This is a genomic window from Amycolatopsis sp. YIM 10 (genome assembly GCF_009429145.1).
In the GTDB taxonomy this organism is placed as follows: domain Bacteria; phylum Actinomycetota; class Actinomycetes; order Mycobacteriales; family Pseudonocardiaceae; genus Amycolatopsis.
The window spans coordinates 5263718-5284093 of sequence record NZ_CP045480.1; the positions used below are offsets into that span (position 1 = coordinate 5263718).

Sequence of the window (20376 nt, forward strand, 5' to 3'; positions counted from 1 at the left end):
GGGGGTGAGCGTAAGCTCTGGTGATGCTTGAACTGCGCCGCCTGGCCCTGCTGCACCAGTTCGCCGTGCACGGCACGATCGCCGCCACGGCCGCGGCGAGCGGCTATTCGGCCTCCGCGGTGTCGCAGCAGCTGACCGTGCTCGAACGCGAGGTCGGCCGGACGCTGCTGGAACGCACCGCCCGCAGCGCCACGCTCACCGAAGCCGGGCACACGCTGGCCGCGCACGCGGCGGTCATCCTCGACGCCGCCGAAGCCGCGGAGGCCGATCTCGCCGGAACAACCGTGCGGGGCCGCGTGGTGGTCAGCACCATTCCCACCGCGGCCGCCGCGTGGGCGGGCGCGCTGATCGAGGTCAGCCGCGCGCATCCCGACCTGGAACTGGTGCTGCACCAGCACAGCCCGGACGAATCCCTGCGGCGCCTGCGCACCCGCGAAACCGACATCGCGGTGGTCGACGACTGGCTGGACCACGTCCCCGCCGAGCCCGGCCTGCACCGGGAGGTGCTGCACCGCGACCCGCTCTACCTGGCCGGTGATCCCGACGGCGGCATCTGGCTGTGCGCGCCGCCGGGGCAGCCGTCGCGGCCCGGCACCGACCGGCTGCTGCGCGAACTGGGCATCGAACCGGCCGTGCGCTGGGAATTCGACGGCCTGCCGATGATCGCCGCGCTGCTCGCCCGTGGTGCGGGCGCGGCGATCCTGCCCGGTCTCGCCCTGGCGGGAACCGCCGTGCCGCGCACTTCGCTGGACCGGCACCGCCGGATCGACGCGGTGCTGCGGAAGGGATCACGGGCACGCCCCGCGATCACCGCGGTACTCAGCGCACTGCACGCCTTTGTCACGAACACAGCGAAAGTGCCCAACCCGGCGAATTCACCTGGCGCTGCCCGGTAACGTGCGTCTCCATGCGCAGTCGCAGGGGGTCGGCCACGTCGAGAAAACACCGCGGTGCCGGTCCGTGGCGCAACGCCCCGCGTGCCGCGCTGTCGAGTCCGCTGACCCTGCTCGTCGCCGGGGTCACCGCGCTGCTGGCCTGCTTCCTCGCCGGGGCGGCGGTGCTGCACGCTTCGGCGGCCGGTGGCGCGACGGTGTCCGCGCAGGCCGAGACCACCTGCCCTGACCTGTACGGGCCCTCGTTCGCCCAGCGCGACGTCTCCCCCGCCACCGTGCCCGCGACGCTCGACGCGGTCCGGCGGCACGCCCCGGCGCACGGTTTCGGCGAACCCCGGATCGCGATGTACACGCCCGATCTGAACAACGTCGAGTTCGCCGGCACGAACTACAAGACCCGGCTCGGCTACACCGATGGTGGTCTGGACCAGCTCACCCTGTTCGACGGCAGCCGCGCACCAGGGGTGTGGATGGGCAAGGACCTGTTCTCCCAGGCCGGGTTGAGCCTGGGCACGCGGGGTGCCGGTGGCGCGATGCCGCCGGTCGTCGGGGTGTACCAGGATCTGCTCAACCCCGCACCGCGCTGGTGGTGCTCGCAGGCCGGGCTGGCGGTGCAGCAGCGCAAGGTCGACCCCGCCGGTGGGGCGATCGTGTTCGCCACCGATCGCGCGAGCTTCTTCCAGGCCGCCTCCGCCGCGGGCGCGCCGGCGCTGGAATCGGTGCGCATCACCTTCGACGCGCCCGCACCGGCGACGGTGGCCGAAGCCGAGGACCAGACCCGCCGGGCGAGCGAACTGGTGGCCGCGGTCCGCGCCGATCTGGGGCCGGGAACGCGGTTGGACGCGGGCGCGCCGTTCGGGATTTCGACCGACATCGCGCGGCTGGCGCAGGAGAACGTGCGTGACTCGATCCTGCCGCTGGCCGCGCTGAGCGTGCTGGTCGGGCTCGGCGGCATCGGCACCGTCGGGCTCCAGTGGTACCAGCGGCGCTACCGGCACATCCGGCTGCACGTCACGCGCGGGGCCGGGCCGCTGGCGCTGGGCGGGCTCGCGGTGGCGGAACTGGGCATCGCGCTGCTGGCCGGTGGCGCGGCGGGGACCGTGCTCGCGCACGTCCTGCTCGGTGTCTACGGGCCGCCCGGTGCCGCGAGCGCACCGGCGAAACTGCTGTCGGTCGCCGCCGCGGCCGGAGTGCTGGCCCTGTCGGTCCTGCTGCTGGCCGCGGTGGTCGCGGTGCGGGTGCACCGGGAGTTCCAGCTGGGCCGGGTCAGCGGCGGGCGCGCGCGGCAGGTGTTGTTCTGGCTGCCGTGGGAACTGGGCGCGGCCGCGCTGGCGCTGATCGGCTGGCTCCGGCTGACCGAGCGGCCGGCGCTGCAGGCCACCGACCCGGTGCCGCCGATCGATCCGATCGCGCTGACCTACCCGGTTTTTGTGGTGCTCACCGCGGGCTTGGTGGCCGCGCGGGTGGGGTGGCTGCTGCTCGCCGCGTCCCACCGCGCGCGGTTCTGGTCGCGTCCGGTGCTGCAACTGGCGATCCGGCGGCTGGCCGGGGCACGTGCCCCGGTGACCGGGGTGCTGGTGATCGGCGTGCTGGCGCTGGGCACCCTGGCCGCGGGCAACGGCATCGCCAACGGTCAGCGGAACGCGCTGGAGACCAAGTCCGGCTTGTTCGTCGGCGCGAACTCCCGTGCCGACACCGAATCCCCCATCGGGACCGGCGAGGTCCCGCTGCCCGAGGCGTTGCGCGGCAACAGCACGGTGGTCGGCGAGCTGACCGGCACCGGCAGCGTGGTGCTGGTGGTGGACCCGGCCTCGTTCGCCGAAACGGCCTGGCTCGGTGACTTCGACCCGGCGTTGCTGGACCGGCTCGGCCCGGCGGGCCCGGACGGGGTGCCCGCGCTGCGGGTGGGCCACCGGCCGTCGCAGAGCGCCGCGCTGCCCGGCCTCGGGAACGCCGTCCCGGTCGCCGATCTCGCGATGTTCCCGATCATCGGCAACAAGCAGGGGTATGTGATCTCGCGGGCTTCGCTGACCCCGCGGCAGCTCACCGGCGTTCCGAAGTGGACGGTGCTGTCCGAGCTGCCGCTGGCCGGGCTGACCGGTGCGCTGGCCGCGGCCGATCTGGCGCACCCCAACGAGGTCAGCCGCCAGACCGCGCTCGACGCGCTGCCGTTCCTCCTGGTCGAGTGGACCTTCAGCTTCGTCATCGTGCTCGGCGGGGTGCTCGGCGTGGTCGCCGTGCTGGCGCTGCTGGTGGCGGTCGAGGTCCGGCGGCGGCAGAACGCGCTGGCCGGCGCGCTGGTGCTGCGCATGGGCATGCGCCCGCGCGCGTTGCTGCGCAGCCACCTGATCGAGCACGGCGCGCTGGCCGGGATGGCGGTGGTGACCGGGGTGGCCTGCGGGGTCGCCGTCGCGGCGATCTCCGCGCCCCGGTTCGACCCGGCGCGCTGGCTGGCGCCGCGCTCGGCCCCGCCCGATCCGACGCTTTTTGTGCTCGGCGCGGTCGCCGCCGCAGTGCTGGTGGTGGCCATGGCTGGCTGGATCGCGGTGCGCTCGGTGCGTACCGCCCGGACCGCGGAGTTGCTGCGTGCCTGACGTCCCGATGTTCCAGCTCACCGGCGTGGGGGTGGACTACCCGACCCCGGCCGGTCTGGTGACCGCCGTGCACGACGCCGCGTTCACCGTGCCGTCCCGGGGCCTGACCGTGCTCGCCGGGCCGTCGGGCTCGGGCAAGTCCACCCTGCTGCGCGTGCTCGGCCAGGTCGATCGGCCCTCGCGCGGCATGGTGCGTTTCGACGCCACCGACACCACGAAGCTCGGCCACCGGGCCCGTCGGCTGCTGCGCCGTGATCACCTCGGTGTGGTTTTCCAGCAGCCACTGGACAACCTGCTCGAGTACTTGTCCATTGAGGACAACCTGTATGCGGCGGCGAAGTCGGCGCGCCGCACCTGTGACGCGCCCGCGATCCTGGCGCGGCTCGGGCTCGCGCACACCGCGGACTGGCAGCTCACCGCGTTGTCCGGCGGGCAGCAGCAGCGGCTGGCCTTCGGCTGCGCGCTGGCCCGCGGTGCCGCGGTGATCCTGGCCGACGAGCCGACCTCGCAGCTGGACGACGCGTCGGCGGATCTGGTCCTGGAGACCATCGCCGACCTGGTGGCCGACGAGTTCACCGTGGTGGCCGCCTCCCACGACGACCGGCTGATCGCGCTCGGCTCGCGCGTGGTGTGGCTGGCCGAGGGCACGGTGGCCGGCGTCGAGGACCGGAGAGGACGGGCGGCATGACCGAACCGGCACTGCGCGCGGTGGGCCTGCACCGGCGGTTCGCCCATCCCAGCGGGGACGTCGAGGTGCTGCGCGGCCTGGAACTGCAGGTGCACGCCGGTGAGCTGACCACCGTCTCCGGCCGGTCCGGTTCGGGCAAGAGCGCGCTGCTGGCCCTGCTCGGCGGGTTCGACTCCCCCGACGCCGGCTCGGTGTACCTGGACGGCGTGCCGATCGGGGACGCGCCGCCGTGGCACACCTGCGCGGTGCTGCCGCAGGCACTCGGCCTGGCGAACGAGCTGACCGTGGCGGAGAACGTGGCACTGCCGCTGCGGTTGCGGCCCACCGGCGAGGACATCACCGCCAGGGTGACCGAGCTGCTCACCGCACTGGGCGTGGAGCAGCTGGCCGAGCGCTACCCGACGGAGGTGTCGTTCGGGCAGCAGCAGCGGGTGGCGCTGGCCCGGGCGGTCAGCGGACGGCCCAAGGTGCTGCTGACCGACGAGCCGACCGCGCACCTGGACGGCGCGAGCATCGGCCCGGTGCTGCGCCTGCTGCGCGAGTGCGCGGCCGAGGGCGCCGCGGTGATCGCCGCGACCCACGACGACCGCGTGCACGAGATCGCCGACCGCCGCGTGCGGTTGCTCGACGGTGTGCTCACCGCGGCACTGGACTGACCGGCGGACTGGAGAGAGCACCCCACGGCATGACGCTGAACCCGATCGAGCAGAACGAACTGCTCGGCGAAATCACGAAGACGCTGACGGCGGCCGCACCGGCGGGCTGGCAACGGCTGCTCTTCGATTTCCTGGTGCTCGGCCGCCAGGCGAGCCCGGCTTTCGCCGCCCGGCTGGGTGACGGCTCGACCCAGCAGGTCCGTGCGCCGAAGGAGGTTTCCCAGCCGCTGTCCAGGCTGCGCAAGGGAATGTACGCCGAGGGATTCGGCACCTGGTTCTCCCTCAGGCTGGTGATCGATCCGCCCGCGACCTTCCACGCGAAATTCGACCGGGACAACGAGCCCGCCTTCCGGGTGCCGCCTGCCGCCGATCAGTACGTGCTGGAGCAGGAACGGTTTCCCCGCTCCGAGCAGAACCTGCCGGACTGGTTCCGCGCCAAGCTCCGCTAGTCCGTTCCGGGCGAGGGCGAGCTCGGCGGGGTCAGGCTGCGCTGCCACAGCGCGGTGTCCAGCCAGCGGCCGTGCTTGAAGCCGACCCGGCGCAGGCGACCGGCTTCGGTGAAGCCGCGGCGGCGGTGCAGTTCCGCCGATGCCGGGTCGCCGGAGTCGGCGATCACCGCGATCACCTCGCGGATCCCGGCTTCGGCGCAGCGGGCCAGCAGTTCGTCGAGCAGTGCGCCGCCGAAGCCGCGTCCCGCCGCGTCCGGCGCGATGTAGATCGAGTTCTCCACCGCGTGCCGGTAGGCGGGGCGCGGTTTCCACTGCACGCAGTAGGCGTATCCGGCGACGGCGCCGTCGGCTTCGGCCACCAGGAACGGCAGTCCGGCCTCGGTCACGGCGGCGAAGCGGCGTTCCCACTCGGCGGCGTCGGGCGGGGTGAGTTCGAAGGTGGCCACGCTGGTCCGCACGTAATGCGCGTAGATCTCGGCGATCTGTGGGAGATCCTCCCGCTTCGCCACCCGCAGGCCGTTCACCGCACCGGTCTTCGCTATAGCGGACGAGTTCATTACTATAGCGTATATGGATCTCGTTGCGCTGGGCAAGCGCGTGCAGGTGCTGCGTGCGGAGCGGGGCCTGACCCTGCAGGCGCTGGCCGACCGGTCGTCGGTCAGCCCGAGCATGCTGTCCTCTGTGGAGCGTGGGGAGAAGGCCTCGACCGTGGTGGTGCTCGACCGCATCGCCACCGGGCTGGGGGTGCGGCTGTCCCGGCTCATCGAGGATCCCGAAGCGCAGCGGATGGTCCTGCGCCGGGCGGACGAGCAGGACCTGGTGCACGAACCCGGTGGCTGGAGCCGGACGATACTGACGCCGGTGGTGCCGGGGGTCAACTTCGAATGGATCGCGGTCACCCTGCCGCCCGGGTGTGAACCGGGCACGTACGGGCCGTGGGCGGCCGGGTCGCACGAGTTCATCGCGGTGACCGAGGGCGTGCTGACGATGACCGTCGGGGACCGCGAAGTCGAGCTGGGCGCGGGTGATTCGCTGTACCTCGCCGCCGACACCCCGCACGGGTACGCCAACCGCGGCGCGGTGACCTGCCGGTACTTCGTGGCCGCGCTGATCATGCGCCCGCGCGGGGCTGTCTCAAACTGAGACAGCGCGACTCTGCCGGCGCCGCCCGGGCCCGCCTAGTTTCCGTTCAGGCCCAGCGACCACAAAGGAGTCATCGCATGAGCAGGAACGTACTCGTCACCGGTGCGGCACGAGGGATCGGGAAGGGGATCGCGCTGCGGCTCGCCGCCGACGGGCACGACGTCGCGGTCAACGACATCCCCGCCAACGCGGGTGAACTGGAGACCGTGGCCAAGGAGATCCGCGACGCCGGGCGCCGCTCGGCCGTGATCACCGCCGATGTGTCGGACCCGGAATCGGTCACCCGCATGGTCGCCGAGACGGTGGACGCGTTCGGCTCGCTGGAGGTGATGGTCGCGAACGCGGGGATCGCGCAGGTGCTGCCGCTGCTCGAGGTGACGCCCGAGGACTGGGACCGGATGATGGCGATCAACGCCCGCGGCATTTTTCTGTGCTACCAGGCCGCGGCCAAGCAGATGATCGCGCAGGGCGGGGGCGGGAAGATCATCGGCGCGGCGTCGATCGTGGCGCACCGGCCGTTCGCGCTGCTGGGGCACTACTCGGCGTCGAAGTGGGCGGTGCGCGGGCTGACCCAGGCGGCGGCGATGGAGTGGGCCAAGCACGGGATCACCGTCAACGCCTACTGCCCCGGCATCGTCGGGACCGCGATGTGGGACCTGATCGACGAGAAGCTGGCCGAGTCCGAGGGCATCCGGAAGGGCCAGGCGATCGAGAAGTACTCCAACCTGATCCACCTCGGCCGGGTCTCGGTGCCGGAGGACGTGGCGTCCTACGTGTCGTACCTGGCCTCCCCCGATTCGGACTACATGACCGGGCAGTCGGTGATGATCGATGGCGGAATCCAGTTCGCCTGACCCGAAAGGAAAGGAGCACCGATGATCTTCATTACCGCGAAGTTCCGGGTCCGCCCCGAGCACGCGGACCGGTGGCCGGAGATCTCGCGCGCGTTCACCGAAGCGACCCGCGCGGAGCCCGGCTGCCTCTGGTACGACTGGTCGCGCAGCCTGGACGACCCGAACGAATACGTGCTGGTCGAAGCATTCCGCGATGACGACGCCGGTGCCGCGCACGTCGGTTCCGAGCACTTCAAGACCGCGCAGCGCGAACTGCCGCCGTACCTCGCGGAGACACCCCGGATCGTCAACGCGAAGGTCGACCAGGACGACTGGTCCGACCTGGGCGAGCTGGCCGTCGAGCGCGACTGATCCGCTTCGCCGGTGCGCCGCCGCGTCGACGAGTGGCGGCGTACCGGCGGTTTCCATTTTCCGGGGAAAGAGGACGCAAACTGACCGCTACCCCTGCGAGGCTGGTGCTCCACCGACTCGAAGGGCGCTGCCGTGACCACTTCCCTCGACGCCGAGCGGACCGAACTGCTCGCCGAACTCGCCACTGCCCGCGCCGCGCTGATCAGCACCACCCGCGGCCTCACCGACGAGCAGGCCGGCGAGCAGCCGACGGCCAGCGCCCTGTGCCTGGGCGGGCTGATCAAGCATGTCGCCTCCGTCGAGGACAACGCGGTGCGGTTCGCCGTGGAGGGCCGGCCGGCGATGCGCTACGACCTGCCGGATGGCGTGACCTGGGCCGAGTTCATGGCCGGGACCGCACGCGAGTACCCGCAATGGGCGATCGACCACTGGAACGAGTTCCGGATGCAGCCCGGCGACACGCTCGCTGGGGTCATCGCCCGGTACGAGGAGGTCGCCGCCCGCACCGAGGAGGTCATCGCCGGAGTCACCGATCTCTCGGTGGCGCATCCGCTGCCCGAAGCGCCGTGGAACGAGCCGGGTGCCACGCGGAGCGTGCGCCGGATGCTGATGCACCTGATCGCCGAGACCGCGCAGCACGCCGGGCACGCCGACATCCTGCGTGAAACGATCGACGGCCAGAAGCAGAGCTGATCAAGTGGGGGACGGCATGACCGGCGTTCTGACCACCCGCGCGCTCAACCGCGCCACCCTGGCAAGGCAGTTGCTGCTCGAGCACGCCGAATTGCCGGCTCTCGACGCGGTCACGCACCTGTGCGGGATGCAGGCCCAGGAACCGCAGGAGCCGTTCATCGGACTGTTCTCGCGGCTGCGCGGGTTCGTCCCGGCGGAGCTTTCGGAATTGCTGACCGGGCGCCAGGTGGTGCGGACGCATCTGATGCGCCGGACCGTGCACCTGGTCACCGCGGCGGATCTGCTGGCCTGGCGGGCGCGTCACGACGCGATGTTGCGTCAGCGGGTGCTCGGCGTCTACCGCGGCGAACTCGACGGCGTGGACCTCGCCGATCTCGCCGCGGCGGGCCGGAAGGTCCTGGCCGACGACGAACCGCGCACGATGGGTGAGCTGGCCCGCGCGGTGGCCGATCGCTGGCCGGAGCCGGGCACGCGGGCGCTGGGCGAAATGCTGATCGCCGCGCTCATCCCGGCGGTGCAGTTGCCGCCGCGCGGTTTGTGGCGGGAGAAGGCGGGCGCGCGGTACCTCCCGGTCGCCTCGTGGCTGGGCCGGGAGGTCGAGCCATTGCCTTCCGATGACGCCGATCCGGTCGGGCAGGCGCTGGTGCGCCGCTACCTGGCCGCGTTCGGCCCGGCCGCCACCGCCGACGTGCGTGCCTGGTCCGGGCTGGCCGGGCTGCCCGCCGCGGTGTCGGCACTGCGCGACGAGCTGGTCGTCTTCCGCGACGAGCGTGGCCGGGAACTGCTGGATCTGCCCGACGCTCCCCGCCCCGGCCCGGACACCCCGGCCCCGGTGCGGTTCCTGCCCGCGTTCGACAACGCGATCCTCGGGTACCACGACCGGAGCCGCATCATCGATGACGAGCACAAGGGCCTGTCGGTCGCCGGTGCCCGCGTGGTGCTGGTCGACGGCCGGGTCGCGGCGACCTGGACCGACGCGGACGGGGTGGTGACCGTCGACCCGCTGCGCCCGTTCACCCGCGCCGAACGCGCCGCCGTCGACGAGCAGCGTCAGGCGGTGGAGGCGTTCCTCACCAGCTGAGCAGGGTGCCTTTCTCGTGCAGGGAACGGCTTTTCGCCCGTTGCACCTTTCCGCTGGTGGTCCGCGGCAGACCGCCCGGCTTGAGCAGGTGGACCGCGGCCACCCCCAGCTGGTGCCCGGCAGCGACCGCCGTCCGGATCGCTTCGGTCACCGTCGCCGGTGATTCGACGTCGATTCCGCGTGCTGTTTCGGCGAGGATGCCGAGCCGGGTCTGCCCGTCCGCTTCGTAGGCGAAGGCGGCGCAGCGGCTGGGATCCAGCAGGTCGTGGCATTCGCCGACGGTGAGTTCGATGTCCTGCGGGTAGTGGTTGCGCCCGTCGACGATGATCATGTCGTCGAGGCGGCCGAGCACAAAGAGCTGGTCCTCGTGCACGAAGCCCAGGTCGCCGGTGCGCAGCCAGCCGCCGCCGAACTTGGCCGCGGTGGCTTCCGGGCGCTGCCAGTAGCCCGCGGCGATGCTGGCGCCGGAGATCAGCACCTCGCCCGGCTGGTCCGCTTCGGACGGTTCGCCGGTCTCGGGGTCGACGATGCGCACGGCCAGGTTCGCCGGGACCCGTCCGCAGGCCACGATCCGGCGGCCGCCCTCGGACTGGACCAGGCGTCCCGACTGCTCCAGCGCGGTCACGTCGAGATCGAGGTAACGCGGGTCGCCCGGTTCCCTGGCGCCGCTGACGTAGACCATGCCCTCGGCCAGCCCGTAGGCCGGGCAGATCGCCGACTCGGGAAAGCCGTGCGGCCCGAAGGCCTCGGCGAAGCGCGCCAGGGTGTCGTAGCGGACCGGTTCGGCACCGTTGACCGCGGCGCGCCAGCTGCTCAGGTCCAGTCCGGCGCGCTGCTCGGGGGTGAGCTTGGTGGCGCACAGGTCGTAGGCGAAGTTCGGGGCGCAGGTGAACTCGCCGCGGTAGTGCGACATTCCTTGCAGCCACACGGCCGGCCGCAGCAGGAATTCCATCGGCGGGATCAGCGCGAGGTGCCCGCCGGTGTAGAAGGTGAGCAGCGGCTGCAGCAGCCCCATGTCGTGGAACAGCGGCAGCCAGCTGACGATCCGCAGTTCGTGCTCGGGCTCGACGTGCGCCATCCGCCACACCGCGGACAGGTTGGCGGCGACGTTGGCGTGGGTGATCATCGCGCCCTTGGGCTCGGCGGTGGAGCCCGAGGTGTACTGCAGGAACGCGACGTCCTCGCCGTCGACGCCCGGGTCGGTCCACAGCTCGGCGAGGTGGTCGTCCACTTCGGACACCACGATCAGCTGGGCGGAGCCGAATTCCGAGGCCGCTTCCGAGCCGGCGATCGCGGCGGTGGTCAGGATCGCGGCGGGGGCGGCGTCCTTGACGATGCCGCGCAGCCGGGCGAGCTGCTTGGCGCCGGCTTCCGGGGGCGGGACCGGCACGCCGATCACCCCGGCGTAGGCGCAGGCGAAGAACCCGGTGAGGAAGTCGAGCCCGGTCGGCGCCATCACCAGCGCCCGCTCCCCCGGCGCGACCACCTGCTGCAGCAGCGCGGCGAGCGCGCGCACGCGGCGGTCCAGTTCGCCGTAGGTGGCCTGCTCGACCTCGGTGCCCTCGCGGTCGAGCACCACGACGGCCCGCTGCCCGGCGCGTGCGGGCAGGTTGCGGGCGAGCACGTCCGCGAGCGTGCGGTGCCCCTGGTCGGGGCGCAGCGCGTGGTTAGCCGGCATGGGTGCGCGCCTCCGTCCGCACCCGCAGGCTCAGCGGCCGCATGTCGGTCCACACCTCGCTGACGAAGGCCAGGCACTCGTCCTTGGTCCCGGCCTTGCCCGCGTCGCGCCAGCCCGCCGGGTTCTCGCGGTTCTCCGGCCAGATCGAGTACTGCTCTTCGTGGTTGACCACGACGCGGTACCGGCCGTCCTGCTCGTCACTCATGTTCCCAGCCCTTTCTATCGGATGTCAGCGCAGCAAGTGCCGGGGTCGGCGGCCACGGTTTCCAGGAGACGCACGAAGCCGTCGGCGAGGCCGCGTGCGGTCGGTTCGTCGAACAGGTCGGTGCTGTACTCCAGCGAGCCGCGCACCCCGGCGGGACGGCCGTCGGGGGCCAAGTGTTCGCGCAGGCTCAGCACCAGGTCGAACTTCGCGGTGGTGGAGCCGACCGGTTCCTCGCGCATCCGCAGTCCCGGCAGGCCGACGTCGACCTGCTCGGTGTTCTCCGAGACCAGCATGATCTGGAACAGCGGGTGCCTCGACCGCGAGCGCGGCGGGTTGAGCACCCGCACCAGGTGCTCGAACGGCACGTCCTGGTGGGCGTAGGCGGGCAGGTTGGCCTCGCGCACACGGCTGACCAGCTCGCGGAAGGCCGGGTTGCCCGCGGTGTCGGTACGCACCACCACGGTGTTGGCGAAGAAGCCGATCAGCTCGTCGAGCGCGGTGTCGGCGCGCCCGGCGACCGGGGTGCCGAGCGGGATGTCGGTGCCCGCACCGAGATTGGTGAGCAAAGTGGACAGTCCGGCTTGGGCGATCATGAAGAAGCTGGCGCCGGATTCGCGGGCGAGACCGAGCAGCCGTTCGTGGTGGGTGGCGGCCAGCTCGAACTCCAGGCTGGCGCCGCGCTGGGTGGGCTTGGCCGGGCGCGGCCGGTCGTAGGGCAGGTTCAGTTCGTCGGGCAGTCCGGCCAGCGCGGACTTCCAGAACTTCAGCTGCCGGGCGATGAGGCTGTCCGGGTCCTTTTCGTCCCCGAGCAGTTCGGCCTGCCACATGGTGTAGTCGGCGTACTGGACCGGCAGCGGGGTCCAGGTGGGCGCGGTGCCCGCGCGGCGGGCTTCGTAGGCGGTGGCGAGGTCGCGGGCGAGCTGCCCGAACGACCAGGCGTCCCCGGCGATGTGGTGCAGCACCACGGTCAGCACGTGCTCGTCGGGACCGACGCGGTGCAGCCGTACCCGCAGCGGCAGTTCGCTGACCAGGTCGAAGGCGTGTTCGGCGGCTTCGTCCGGGGTGCCTTCGGCGAAGTCGACGGTGGCGTCTTCGGCGGGGATGACGTGCTGCACGGCGACGCCGTCGATCTCGGTGACCGTGGTGCGCAGGCTCTCGTGCCGGGCGACCACGTCCCCGAAGGCCGCCCGCAGCGCGCCGGTGTCCAGTTCGCCCTCCAGGCGGAAGGACATCGGGATGTTGTACATCGGGCTGGGGCCGCCGAGCCGGTAGAGGAACCACAGCCGGGCCTGCGCGAACGACAGCGGGACCGGTTCGTCGCGTGGCACCGGGAGCAGCGGCGGGCGACTGTCGGCGTGCCCGGCGAACCGGCTGACCAGCCCGGCGACGGTCGGGGCGGCGAACAGGTCGCGCACGCTCAGTTCGTGGCCGAGTTCTTCGCGGACGCGGGTGAGCAGCCGCATCGCCGACAGTGAGGTGCCGCCGTGGGTGAAGAAGTCGTCGTGGACGCCGGTCGAGGTGCCGAGCACGTCGGTCCAGATCGCCAGCAGGCGTTCTTCGGCGGCGGCGCGGGGTGCCGCGGCAGTGGTTTCCGGCTCGGGCAGCGGCAGTTCGGCCAGTGCGCGGCGGTTGACCTTGCCGCTGGTCAGTGTCGGCAGCGCGTCGAGGGCCAGTGCGAGCGCCGGGACCATCGAGGTCGGCAGCACGTCACGCAGGGAGCGGACCAGGTCGAGCGGATCGGTGATGTCCCCGGCCAGGTAGGCGACCAGTTGCTCGTCGCGCACCAGCACGCACGCGTCGTCGACCGCGGGCAATGCGCGCAGGGCCTCTTCGATCTCGCCCAGTTCGATGCGGACGCCCCGCAGTTTGACCTGGGTGTCGGCGCGGCCGAGGAACTCCAGCTCACCGTGTTCCGACCAGCGCACCAGGTCGCCGGTGCGGTACATGCGGGCGCCGCCGCCGGCGAACGGGTCGGGCACGAACGCGGCGGCTGTGACGTCGGGCCTGCCGAGATATCCGCGGGCCAGGCCGATTCCGGCGACGTACAGCTCCCCCGCTTCGCCCGGCGGCACCGGGCGCAGGTCGACGTCGAGCACGTGCACCCGGAAGTTCCACAGTGGACGTCCGATCGGGACGGTCACCGCCTCGATCCCCCACCGGGCCTTCCAGAAGGTCAGGTCGATCGAGGCCTCGGTCGGGCCGTAGAGGTTGTACAGCCCGGCGTCGAGCAGGTCGAGGCACTGCTCGACCAGTGCGGTGGGCAGCGCCTCGCCCGCGCACATCACGGTTTTCAGGCTGGCGCACTCGGCCACGTCCGGTTCGGCGAGGAACTCGCGCAGCGTGGTGGGCACGAACTGCACGCAGGTCACGCCGGTCTCGCGGATCAGCGAGACCAGGTACGCGGGGTCCTTGTGGCCGTTGTGCTCGGCGACCACGAGCGTGGCGCCGGTGAACAGCGGGCAGAAGAACTCCAGGATGGACGGGTCGAAGGTCATCGGGGTCTTGAGCAGCACCCGGTCACCGAGACCGAATCCGGCTTCGTGCTGCCACCACTGCAGCGTGTTGGACACGGCTTCGTGGGTGACCACCACGCCTTTCGGGCGGCCGGTCGAGCCCGAGGTGTAGAGCACGTAGGCGGCGTTGGACGGCTCCGCCCGGCGGGGTTCGGCTTCGGTGAATTCCACGGTGTCCAGCAGCACGACACTGTCCGCTGTGGGCAGTAGTCCGGCGGTTTCGGCGGTGGCGAGCACGATGGTCGCGGCCGAGTCGTCGAGCAGCTGGGCCAGCCGGGCGGGTGGCTGGTCGAGGTCGAGCGGGAGGTAGGCGGCTCCGGCCTTGAGCACGGCGAGCACGGCGACCACCAGCTCGGTCGAGCGGGGCAGGGCGAGCACGACGATCTGCTCCGGCCCGGCGCCGAGCGAGGCGAGGTGACCGGCGAGCCGGTCGGCGCGGGCGTCGAGTTCGGCGTAGGTCAGGGATTCGCCGCCGTGCACCAGCGCGACGGCCTCGGGGGTGCGTGCGACCTGGGCTTCGAACAGCTCGGGCAGGGTGCCCGGCCGCAGTTCGTGGGCGGTGTCGTTCCACGGGTTCGGGTCGAGCTGGTCGAAGCGGGCGTCGGGGCGGTCGAGAAAGGTGGCGAGCAGTTCCTCGTAGGTGCGGGCGTGGCGGCGGACCGTGGAGTGGTCGAACAGTTCGGCGTTGTACTCGAAGGTGACGGTGAGCTGGTCACCGGCGAAGAGCACGTCGACCTCGAGATCGATCTTGGTGTAGCGGCGGGTGGTGCGTTGCAGGTCGGCGGTGAGCCCGGCGGGTTGTGGCACGGCGGGGGCGCGGTCGACGTTGAAGATGGTGCCGACGGCCTGGGCGCGCGGATCGAGATTGAGCCGGGCCCCCAAAGCCGCGGTGGAGAAGGCGGGGTGGGCGTAGGCCTCGACCAGGGTGTGCTGGATCCGCGTGACGTACTCGCGCACGCTCAGCGTGGCGTCGAACCGGCTGCGGATCGGCAGCAGGGTGCTGCAGTTGCCGACGAGCCGGTCGTCACCGGGGTGGTCGCGTTGCGCCTGCGGCACGCCGATCACCAGGTCGTCCTGGCCGGAGAGCTGGTGCATCAGCTGGGCGTAGGCGGCGAAGAGCACGGTGAACGGGGTGACGCCGAGTTCGCGGCTGACCGCGGTGACCCGGTCGGCGGTGAAGCGGGTTTCCACCCGGCCGCCCTGAAGAGATATGCGCTGGGCGTCCCGGGCGCGGTCGGTGGGCAGCTTCAGCGCGGGCAGCCCGGCCGGGAACCGCTCGGCCCAGAATTCGGCGTCGCCGGGCTTGGCGGCCTGGCGGTGGACGAACTCGCGGTAGCGCGGGGCGGGTGGCAGGATCGCGGCGGGGGTGGCGTCGCGGCGGTAGAGGTGCGCGATCTCCTCGAACAGCACCATGAACGACCAGCCGTCGACCACGGCGTGGTGCACGCCGAGGTAGAGCTGGTGGTGGTCCGGGGCGAGGCGGAGGATGGCGGCCTTGACCAGCGGCCCGGTGGCCAGGTCGAACACCTCGTCGGCCCGGGCGTCGAACCAGGCCCGCACGGCGTCGGGGGCCAGGTCGACCAGTGGGACCTCGATCGCCAGCCGGGGCAGGACCTGCTGCTTGGAGCCGTCCTTGGCGAACACGGTGTGCAGGCTGTCGTGGCGGGCGATGGTGTCGCCGACGGCGGCGCGCAGGGCGGGCACGTCGAGGTCACCGCGCAGGTCCAGCACGGCGCTTTCGTTGTAGGAGCGGGAGTGGTCGGCGCTGACCTGGTCGAAGAACCACATTTCGCGCTGGACGTCGCTGAGCGGGTAACCGTCGTCGCCGTCGGGGGCTTCGGTGCCCAGCGCGGGGCGGGCGCCAGGGAAGAACCCGGCGGCGGTGAGGTGGTTGACCGTGCTGGCGATGGCCACCACGATGCGTTCGATGTCGGCGTCGGTGTGCGCGGTGGACAGGAAGCAGTTGCGGCCTTCCCAGATGTAGAGGCCCTGCGCGACGAGCATGGTGTGGAACAGCTCGACCAGTTCCGAGGACGGTGCTTCGTCGAGGAAGCGCAGGCGGAACAGCGACCCGAACCGCGCGACGCGGATCGGGACACCGGCTTCGGTGAACATGGTGTCGAGGCGGGTGGCGAGCGCGGCGACCCGGTTGCTCAGTTCTTCCTGCAGGCCGGGGCCGCGGCGGCGCATTTCCTCGAGCACGGCGCGCCCGGCGGCCAGTGCGAGCGGGTGCTTGCAGAAGGTGCCGGAGAAGAAGGTGCGCACCGACTGCGGGTAAGGCGCGTCGCCGAAGGGCCAGGCGCCGCCGTCGATGGCGTCGAGGTACTTCGCGTCCCCGGCGACCACGCCGATCGGCAGGCCGCCGCCGACGACCTTGCCGTAGGTGGTGAGGTCGGCCTGGATGTCCCACAGGCCCTGGACGCCGCCGGGGTGCATGCGGAATCCGGTGATCACCTCGTCGAGGATGAGCGGGACGCCGGTTTCCCTGGTCAGCGCCCGGACCTGGCGGAGGAATTCGACGGGCTGCTGGTCGGGGCGGCGGCTCTGCACGGGTTCGACGAGCACGGCGGCGAGTTCCCCGGCGTGGGCGCGCAGGACCTCCAGGGAGGCGTTGTCGCCGTAGGTGAGCACGAGCGCGTTGCGGGAGACGTCCTCGGGCACGCCGGGGGCCAGCGGCACGGATTCGCCGGAGGGGTCCTGCCTGGCCAGGATCGGGTCGGCGGAACCGTGGTAGGCGCCGGCGAACAGGGCGATCTTGTCGCGGCCGGTGATCGCCCTGGCCAGCCGGACGGCGACCATCACCGCTTCGGAGCCGGTGTTGCAGAAGACCACGCGCTGCTTGCCGGTCATCTCGGTGATCAGGCGGGAGACGTCGTCGGCGAGGTCGGAGTGCGGGCCGAGCTGCATGCCCTCGGCCAGGCGCGCGGTGATGGCGTCGTTGATGAACTGCTCGCCGTGGCCGAAGAAGTTGACGCCGAAGCCCATGGTGAGGTCGATGTACTCGTTGCCGTCGATGTCCCACACGTGTGAGCCGCTGGATTTGGTGACCACCAGCGGGTAGCGGGCTTCGCGCAGCGTCAGGTACGGCTGCGGGGCGTGGCGGACGTCGGCGTGGTAAGCGCGTTCGCGGGCGGCCTGTGCCTTGGATCCCTTGGTGCGTTCGCAGAACCGGGCGACCACGTCCTCGGCGAGCGCGCGCTGGGCGTCGGTGAGGTGCCCGGCGGTTCTCTGGGCGGCTTTCGGGGCGAACGCGACGAAGGTGTCCTTGGGCGCGACCGCGCGGACTTCCTTGCGCGGCGCCGCGGGCTCGGGTGCCGGGGCTGGGGCGCCGCCGCGCATCAGTTCGTAGGCCTGCGCCATCACCTTCTCGTGGACTTCGAGGAAGCGGCCGACCTCGGTTCCGGCGGCGGGTGCCTGGGTGGCCGCGGGCGCGGCGGGCTCGGGAGCGAGCGTTTCGGCGGGGGCGTGTGCGCGGATGTGGTCGGCGAGGCGGTTGAGCGTGTTGAGTTCCTCGAACAGCCGGTTGATCGGGACGGCCACGCCGAAGGTGCGCTGCACCGACTGCAGGGTCTGGAACAGGGTCATCGAGTCCGCGCCCAGTTCCAGGAAGGACAGGTCGGGATCGATCGGGCCACCGGTCTCGAGCTGGGTGGCCAGTACCTGGGCCAGCACCGGCAGCACGGGGTCCTCACCGCTGGGCACGGTCGGAGTCACGGTTTTCTCCTCGGCTGGCCGGTGGGACCGGCGTTCGAACGGGTAGGTGGGCAGGTCGGCGCGGGTGGCGCGGTGGCCGTGGTGGTAGGCCGTCCAGTCGAGGTCGCGGCCGTGGGCGAACAGGCGGGCGGCGCTGCCGGTGAGCACGTCCCAGTCGTCGACGCCCTCGCGCAGTGAGGGCACCCAGACGCGGCCGGGCAGGATGCGGCGGCCGGCGCCGATGAGCACCTGCTGCGGGCCGACCTCGGCGAAGTGGGTGCAGCCGAGTTCGCCGAGTGCCCGGATTCCGTTGGCGAAGCGGACGGTTTCGGTGAGGTGCCGGGTCCAGTAAGCGGCGTCCGGGGCGCACGGGCCGCCGTCGAGGTCGCTGATCAGCGGGATGCGGGGTTCGCGGTAGGTGACGGTGGCGGCGACGTCGGCGAAGGCGTCGCTGGCGGCGGCCATCATCGGGGAGTGGAAGGCGCGGGTGCTGCTCATCGCCTTGGTCCGGATGCCGCGGGCGGTCAGTTCCCGTTCCAGTGCGGCGATTTCGGCGGGTTCGCCGGAGACGGTGAGGTTCTCGTCGCCGTTGACCGCGGCGATGGCGAGCCCGGGGGTGAGTGCGGCCCGCACGGTGGTTTCTTCGGCGAAGACCACGAGCATGGCGCCTTCTCCGGCGAGTTCCTGGACCAGGCGGCCGCGTTCGGCGACCAGCCGGAGGCCGTCGTCGAGGTCGAACACCCCGGCCACGCAGGCGGCGGCGAACTGGCCGACGCTGTGCCCGAGCAGGTAGGCCGGTTCCGCGCCCCAGCTCTGCCACAACCGGGCCAGTGCGTATTCGAGGCAGAACAAGGCGGGCTGGGTGTAGCGGGTTTCGTGGAGCCGGTCGCCGGAGAACAGCAGGGTGGGCAGTGCGGTGCCGACGTGGTCGCCGAACAGCTCGCCGCATTCGCCGAGCAGGCCGCGGAACCGGGCGCTGGTGGCGTAGAGCTGGCGCGCCATGCCCGCGTACTGGGCGCCCTGACCGCTGAACAGGAAGGCGAGTCCACCGGGCCCGGCCGGGGCTTTCTGTCCGATGTGGACGTTGGTGCTCGCTTTCCCGGCGGCGATGTCGGCCAGGCGCTCGCGCAGTTCTCCGGCGTTGGCGGCGGTGAAGGCCGCGCGGTGGCGCAGGTGCGCGCGGCCGGTGTTGGTGGTGAAGCAGAGGTCGCGGACGTTGGGCTCGTCGAGTTCGGCGTAGCGGGCGGCGAGGGCGCGCAGCGCGGTGTCGGTGCGGGCGCTGAGCGTGCACACGTGCCGTGGTCGCAGTTCGCTGCCGCCGGGAGCCGCTGTGGTGTCCACGTTTTCGGTGACGATGACGTGGGCGTTGGTGCCGCCGAAGCCGAACGAGCTGACGCCCGCCGTCAGCGGGCCGTTGTGCGGTGTCCAGTCGCGAGTGGACACCGGGATCTCGAACGGGCCCGTCGCGATCTCGGTGTTGCGTTCGCGCAGGTGCAGGTGGGCGGGGACGCGGCGGTGGCGCAGCATCAGCACGACCTTGATCAGCCCGGCGATGCCCGCGGCGGCTTCGGTGTGGCCGATGTTGGTCTTGACCGAGCCGAGCAGGAACGGCTCGGTGCGGTTTTCGCCGAGCACCGCGGTCAGCGCGCGGGTTTCGATGGGGTCGCCGAGCGGGGTGCCGGTGCCGTGGGCTTCCACGTAGCCGATGTCGGCGGGGGTGAGCCCGGCTTCGCGCAGCGCCTCGCGGATGACCTCCTGCTGGGCGGCCCCGCTGGGCGCGGTCAGGCCGTTGCTGCGGCCGTCCTGGTTGACCGCCGAGCCGCGCAGCACGGCGAGCACCCGGTCACCGTCGCGCCGGGCGGCGGAGAGGGTTTTCAGCACGACCATGCCGCCGCCCTCGGCGCGGACGTAACCGTCGGCGGCGGCGTCGAAGGTTTTGCACCGGCCGTCGTCGGCGAGCATGCCCGCCTGGCCGAAGACCTCGGTCAGGTCCGGGGACAGCAGCAGGTTCACCCCGCCTGCCAGGGCCGTCTCGGCTTCTCCCGAGCGCAGGCTGCGGCAGGCCAGGTGGACCGCGACCAGTGACGACGAGCAGGCCGTGTCCACCGCCAGGCTGGGGCCTTTGAGGTCGAGGAAGTAGGAGAGCCGGTTGGCCGCGATGCTCAGCGCCTGCCCGGTGCCGCTGTGCGCGGTGGGCGCGGTGGCGCGCGCGTGGTCGCTGGTGCTGATCCCGACAAAAACGCCGGTGCGGGTACCGGCCAGCGTAGTCGGGGCGACCCCGGCGTGTTCGAGCGCTTCCCAGGCCAGTTCGAGCAGCAGCCGCTGCTGCGGGTCCACAGAGGACACCTCACGGCCGGAGATGCTGAAGAAATCCGCGTCGAACCCGTGCACGTCGCGCAGCAGGCCGTGGGTGCGGCCGAGGTCGGCGGTGCGCCGCCGCGGGTCGGCGATGCCGTCGCCGCCGCGGTCGAGCAGGTCCCAGAATTCCGCGGGTGATCCGGCGCCGGGGAAGCGGCAGCCCAGGCCGATCACCGCGATCGGTTCGCCGGGGCCGGCCGCGGCGCGTTCCCGTGGCGCGGGTGCGGTCTCCGTACCGGCGAGGTGCGCGCTGAGCGCGTTGATCGTGGGGTGTTCCCAGAAAAGCGTGGCGGAAAGGTCCTTTTTGAGCAGTTCGGCGAGTTCGCCGATCAGGATCACGGCGTCGCGAGAGGACAGTCCGTAACCGGTGAGCGGCGCGTCGCGGTCGATCGAGTCCGGTGGCAGCCCGGTCCGGGAAGCGATCTGCCGCACGAGCCACGACTGCAGGCCGGCCTGGGTTGGCTGGTGCACGGGGAAGCCCTTCTGCTCACGGATCGGGTGTGCGAAGCCAGCGACGCCGCCCCCAG

The 20376-nt window shown here is 71.9% G+C and carries 14 protein-coding genes; 10 read left to right on the forward strand and 4 right to left on the reverse strand.

Going from position 1 to position 20376, the window contains the following annotated elements:
• Positions 1-23 precede the first annotated feature (23 nt).
• From YIM_RS25085 to YIM_RS25105, 5 genes are read left to right on the forward strand one after another with little or no spacing between them, the layout of a single operon-like run.
• Positions 24-896, forward strand: a complete 873-nt coding sequence (locus YIM_RS25085) for a LysR substrate-binding domain-containing protein (protein WP_153032668.1) — start codon at positions 24-26, stop codon at positions 894-896.
• An 11-nt stretch (positions 897-907) separates the two neighbouring features.
• Positions 908-3487, forward strand: coding sequence for an FtsX-like permease family protein (locus YIM_RS25090; RefSeq protein ID WP_153032669.1), 2580 nt, complete (start codon positions 908-910; stop codon positions 3485-3487).
• Complete coding sequence (locus tag YIM_RS25095) at positions 3480-4175, forward strand: ABC transporter ATP-binding protein (protein WP_153032670.1); 696 nt, start codon at positions 3480-3482, stop codon at positions 4173-4175. Before YIM_RS25090 ends, YIM_RS25095 begins: the two co-directional genes overlap by 8 nt.
• Positions 4172-4831: an ABC transporter ATP-binding protein gene (locus YIM_RS25100; protein ID WP_153032671.1), complete on the forward strand. Its 660-nt coding sequence runs from the start codon at positions 4172-4174 to the stop codon at positions 4829-4831. The genes YIM_RS25095 and YIM_RS25100 overlap by 4 nt, the downstream gene beginning before the upstream one ends.
• Positions 4832-4860: 29 nt before the next feature.
• Positions 4861-5280, forward strand: a complete 420-nt coding sequence (locus tag YIM_RS25105; RefSeq protein WP_153032672.1) for a hypothetical protein — start codon at positions 4861-4863, stop codon at positions 5278-5280.
• On the opposite strand, the gene YIM_RS25110 is transcribed toward YIM_RS25105, so the two are convergent.
• Positions 5277-5837, reverse strand: coding sequence for a GNAT family N-acetyltransferase (locus YIM_RS25110; protein WP_153032673.1), 561 nt, complete (start codon positions 5835-5837; stop codon positions 5277-5279). The genes YIM_RS25105 and YIM_RS25110 overlap by 4 nt on opposite strands.
• A gap of 13 nt (positions 5838-5850) precedes the next feature.
• Between YIM_RS25110 and YIM_RS25115 the strand changes: the two genes are divergently transcribed.
• The 5 genes from YIM_RS25115 (at position 5851) to YIM_RS25135 (ending at position 9402) form a co-directional block, all read left to right on the forward strand.
• A complete protein-coding gene (locus YIM_RS25115; protein ID WP_153032674.1) occupies positions 5851-6423 on the forward strand; it encodes a helix-turn-helix domain-containing protein in 573 nt (190 codons plus the stop codon).
• Positions 6424-6500: 77 nt separating this feature from the next.
• The gene (locus YIM_RS25120; RefSeq protein WP_153032675.1) at positions 6501-7277 is read left to right on the forward strand and encodes an acetoin reductase; all 777 of its coding nucleotides are present in this window, start codon (positions 6501-6503) and stop codon (positions 7275-7277) included.
• 21 nt (positions 7278-7298) lie between these two features.
• Positions 7299-7628 carry a putative quinol monooxygenase gene (locus YIM_RS25125; protein ID WP_153032676.1) on the forward strand — a complete coding sequence of 110 codons (330 nt, stop codon included), beginning with the start codon at positions 7299-7301 and terminating at the stop codon, positions 7626-7628.
• Positions 7629-7760: 132 nt separating this feature from the next.
• Entirely contained in the window at positions 7761-8321 is a 561-nt protein-coding gene (locus tag YIM_RS25130) for a DinB family protein (protein ID WP_153032677.1), read from the forward strand.
• A gap of 16 nt (positions 8322-8337) precedes the next feature.
• Positions 8338-9402 (forward strand): winged helix DNA-binding domain-containing protein, encoded by a 1065-nt coding sequence (locus YIM_RS25135; RefSeq protein WP_153032678.1) that lies wholly within the window; start codon positions 8338-8340, stop codon positions 9400-9402.
• Here the strand turns inward: YIM_RS25135 and YIM_RS25140 are convergent.
• From YIM_RS25140 to YIM_RS25150, 3 genes are read right to left on the reverse strand one after another with little or no spacing between them, the layout of a single operon-like run.
• Positions 9392-11080 carry a fatty acyl-AMP ligase gene (locus tag YIM_RS25140; protein WP_153032679.1) on the reverse strand — a complete coding sequence of 563 codons (1689 nt, stop codon included), beginning with the start codon at positions 11078-11080 and terminating at the stop codon, positions 9392-9394. The two genes, YIM_RS25135 and YIM_RS25140, sit on opposite strands and share 11 nt — an antisense overlap.
• Positions 11070-11285 (reverse strand): MbtH family protein, encoded by a 216-nt coding sequence (locus YIM_RS25145; RefSeq protein WP_153032680.1) that lies wholly within the window; start codon positions 11283-11285, stop codon positions 11070-11072. The genes YIM_RS25140 and YIM_RS25145 overlap by 11 nt, the downstream gene beginning before the upstream one ends.
• 14 nt (positions 11286-11299) lie before the next feature.
• A complete protein-coding gene (locus YIM_RS25150; RefSeq protein ID WP_153032681.1) occupies positions 11300-20320 on the reverse strand; it encodes a non-ribosomal peptide synthetase/type I polyketide synthase in 9021 nt (3006 codons plus the stop codon).
• Positions 20321-20376: the final 56 nt, after the last annotated feature.

Coding starts and splice junctions, on each gene's coding strand:
- YIM_RS25135 (WP_153032678.1), top strand. CDS start 8,338: ATGACCGGCGTTCTGACCACCCGCGCGCTCAACCGCGCCACCCTGGCA.
- YIM_RS25085 (WP_153032668.1), top strand. CDS start 24: ATGCTTGAACTGCGCCGCCTGGCCCTGCTGCACCAGTTCGCCGTGCAC.
- YIM_RS25090 (WP_153032669.1), top strand. CDS start 908: ATGCGCAGTCGCAGGGGGTCGGCCACGTCGAGAAAACACCGCGGTGCC.
- YIM_RS25140 (WP_153032679.1), bottom strand. CDS start 11,080: ATGCCGGCTAACCACGCGCTGCGCCCCGACCAGGGGCACCGCACGCTC.
- YIM_RS25120 (WP_153032675.1), top strand. CDS start 6,501: ATGAGCAGGAACGTACTCGTCACCGGTGCGGCACGAGGGATCGGGAAG.
- YIM_RS25115 (WP_153032674.1), top strand. CDS start 5,851: ATGGATCTCGTTGCGCTGGGCAAGCGCGTGCAGGTGCTGCGTGCGGAG.
- YIM_RS25145 (WP_153032680.1), bottom strand. CDS start 11,285: ATGAGTGACGAGCAGGACGGCCGGTACCGCGTCGTGGTCAACCACGAA.
- YIM_RS25100 (WP_153032671.1), top strand. CDS start 4,172: ATGACCGAACCGGCACTGCGCGCGGTGGGCCTGCACCGGCGGTTCGCC.
- YIM_RS25125 (WP_153032676.1), top strand. CDS start 7,299: ATGATCTTCATTACCGCGAAGTTCCGGGTCCGCCCCGAGCACGCGGAC.
- YIM_RS25105 (WP_153032672.1), top strand. CDS start 4,861: ATGACGCTGAACCCGATCGAGCAGAACGAACTGCTCGGCGAAATCACG.
- YIM_RS25110 (WP_153032673.1), bottom strand. CDS start 5,837: ATGAACTCGTCCGCTATAGCGAAGACCGGTGCGGTGAACGGCCTGCGG.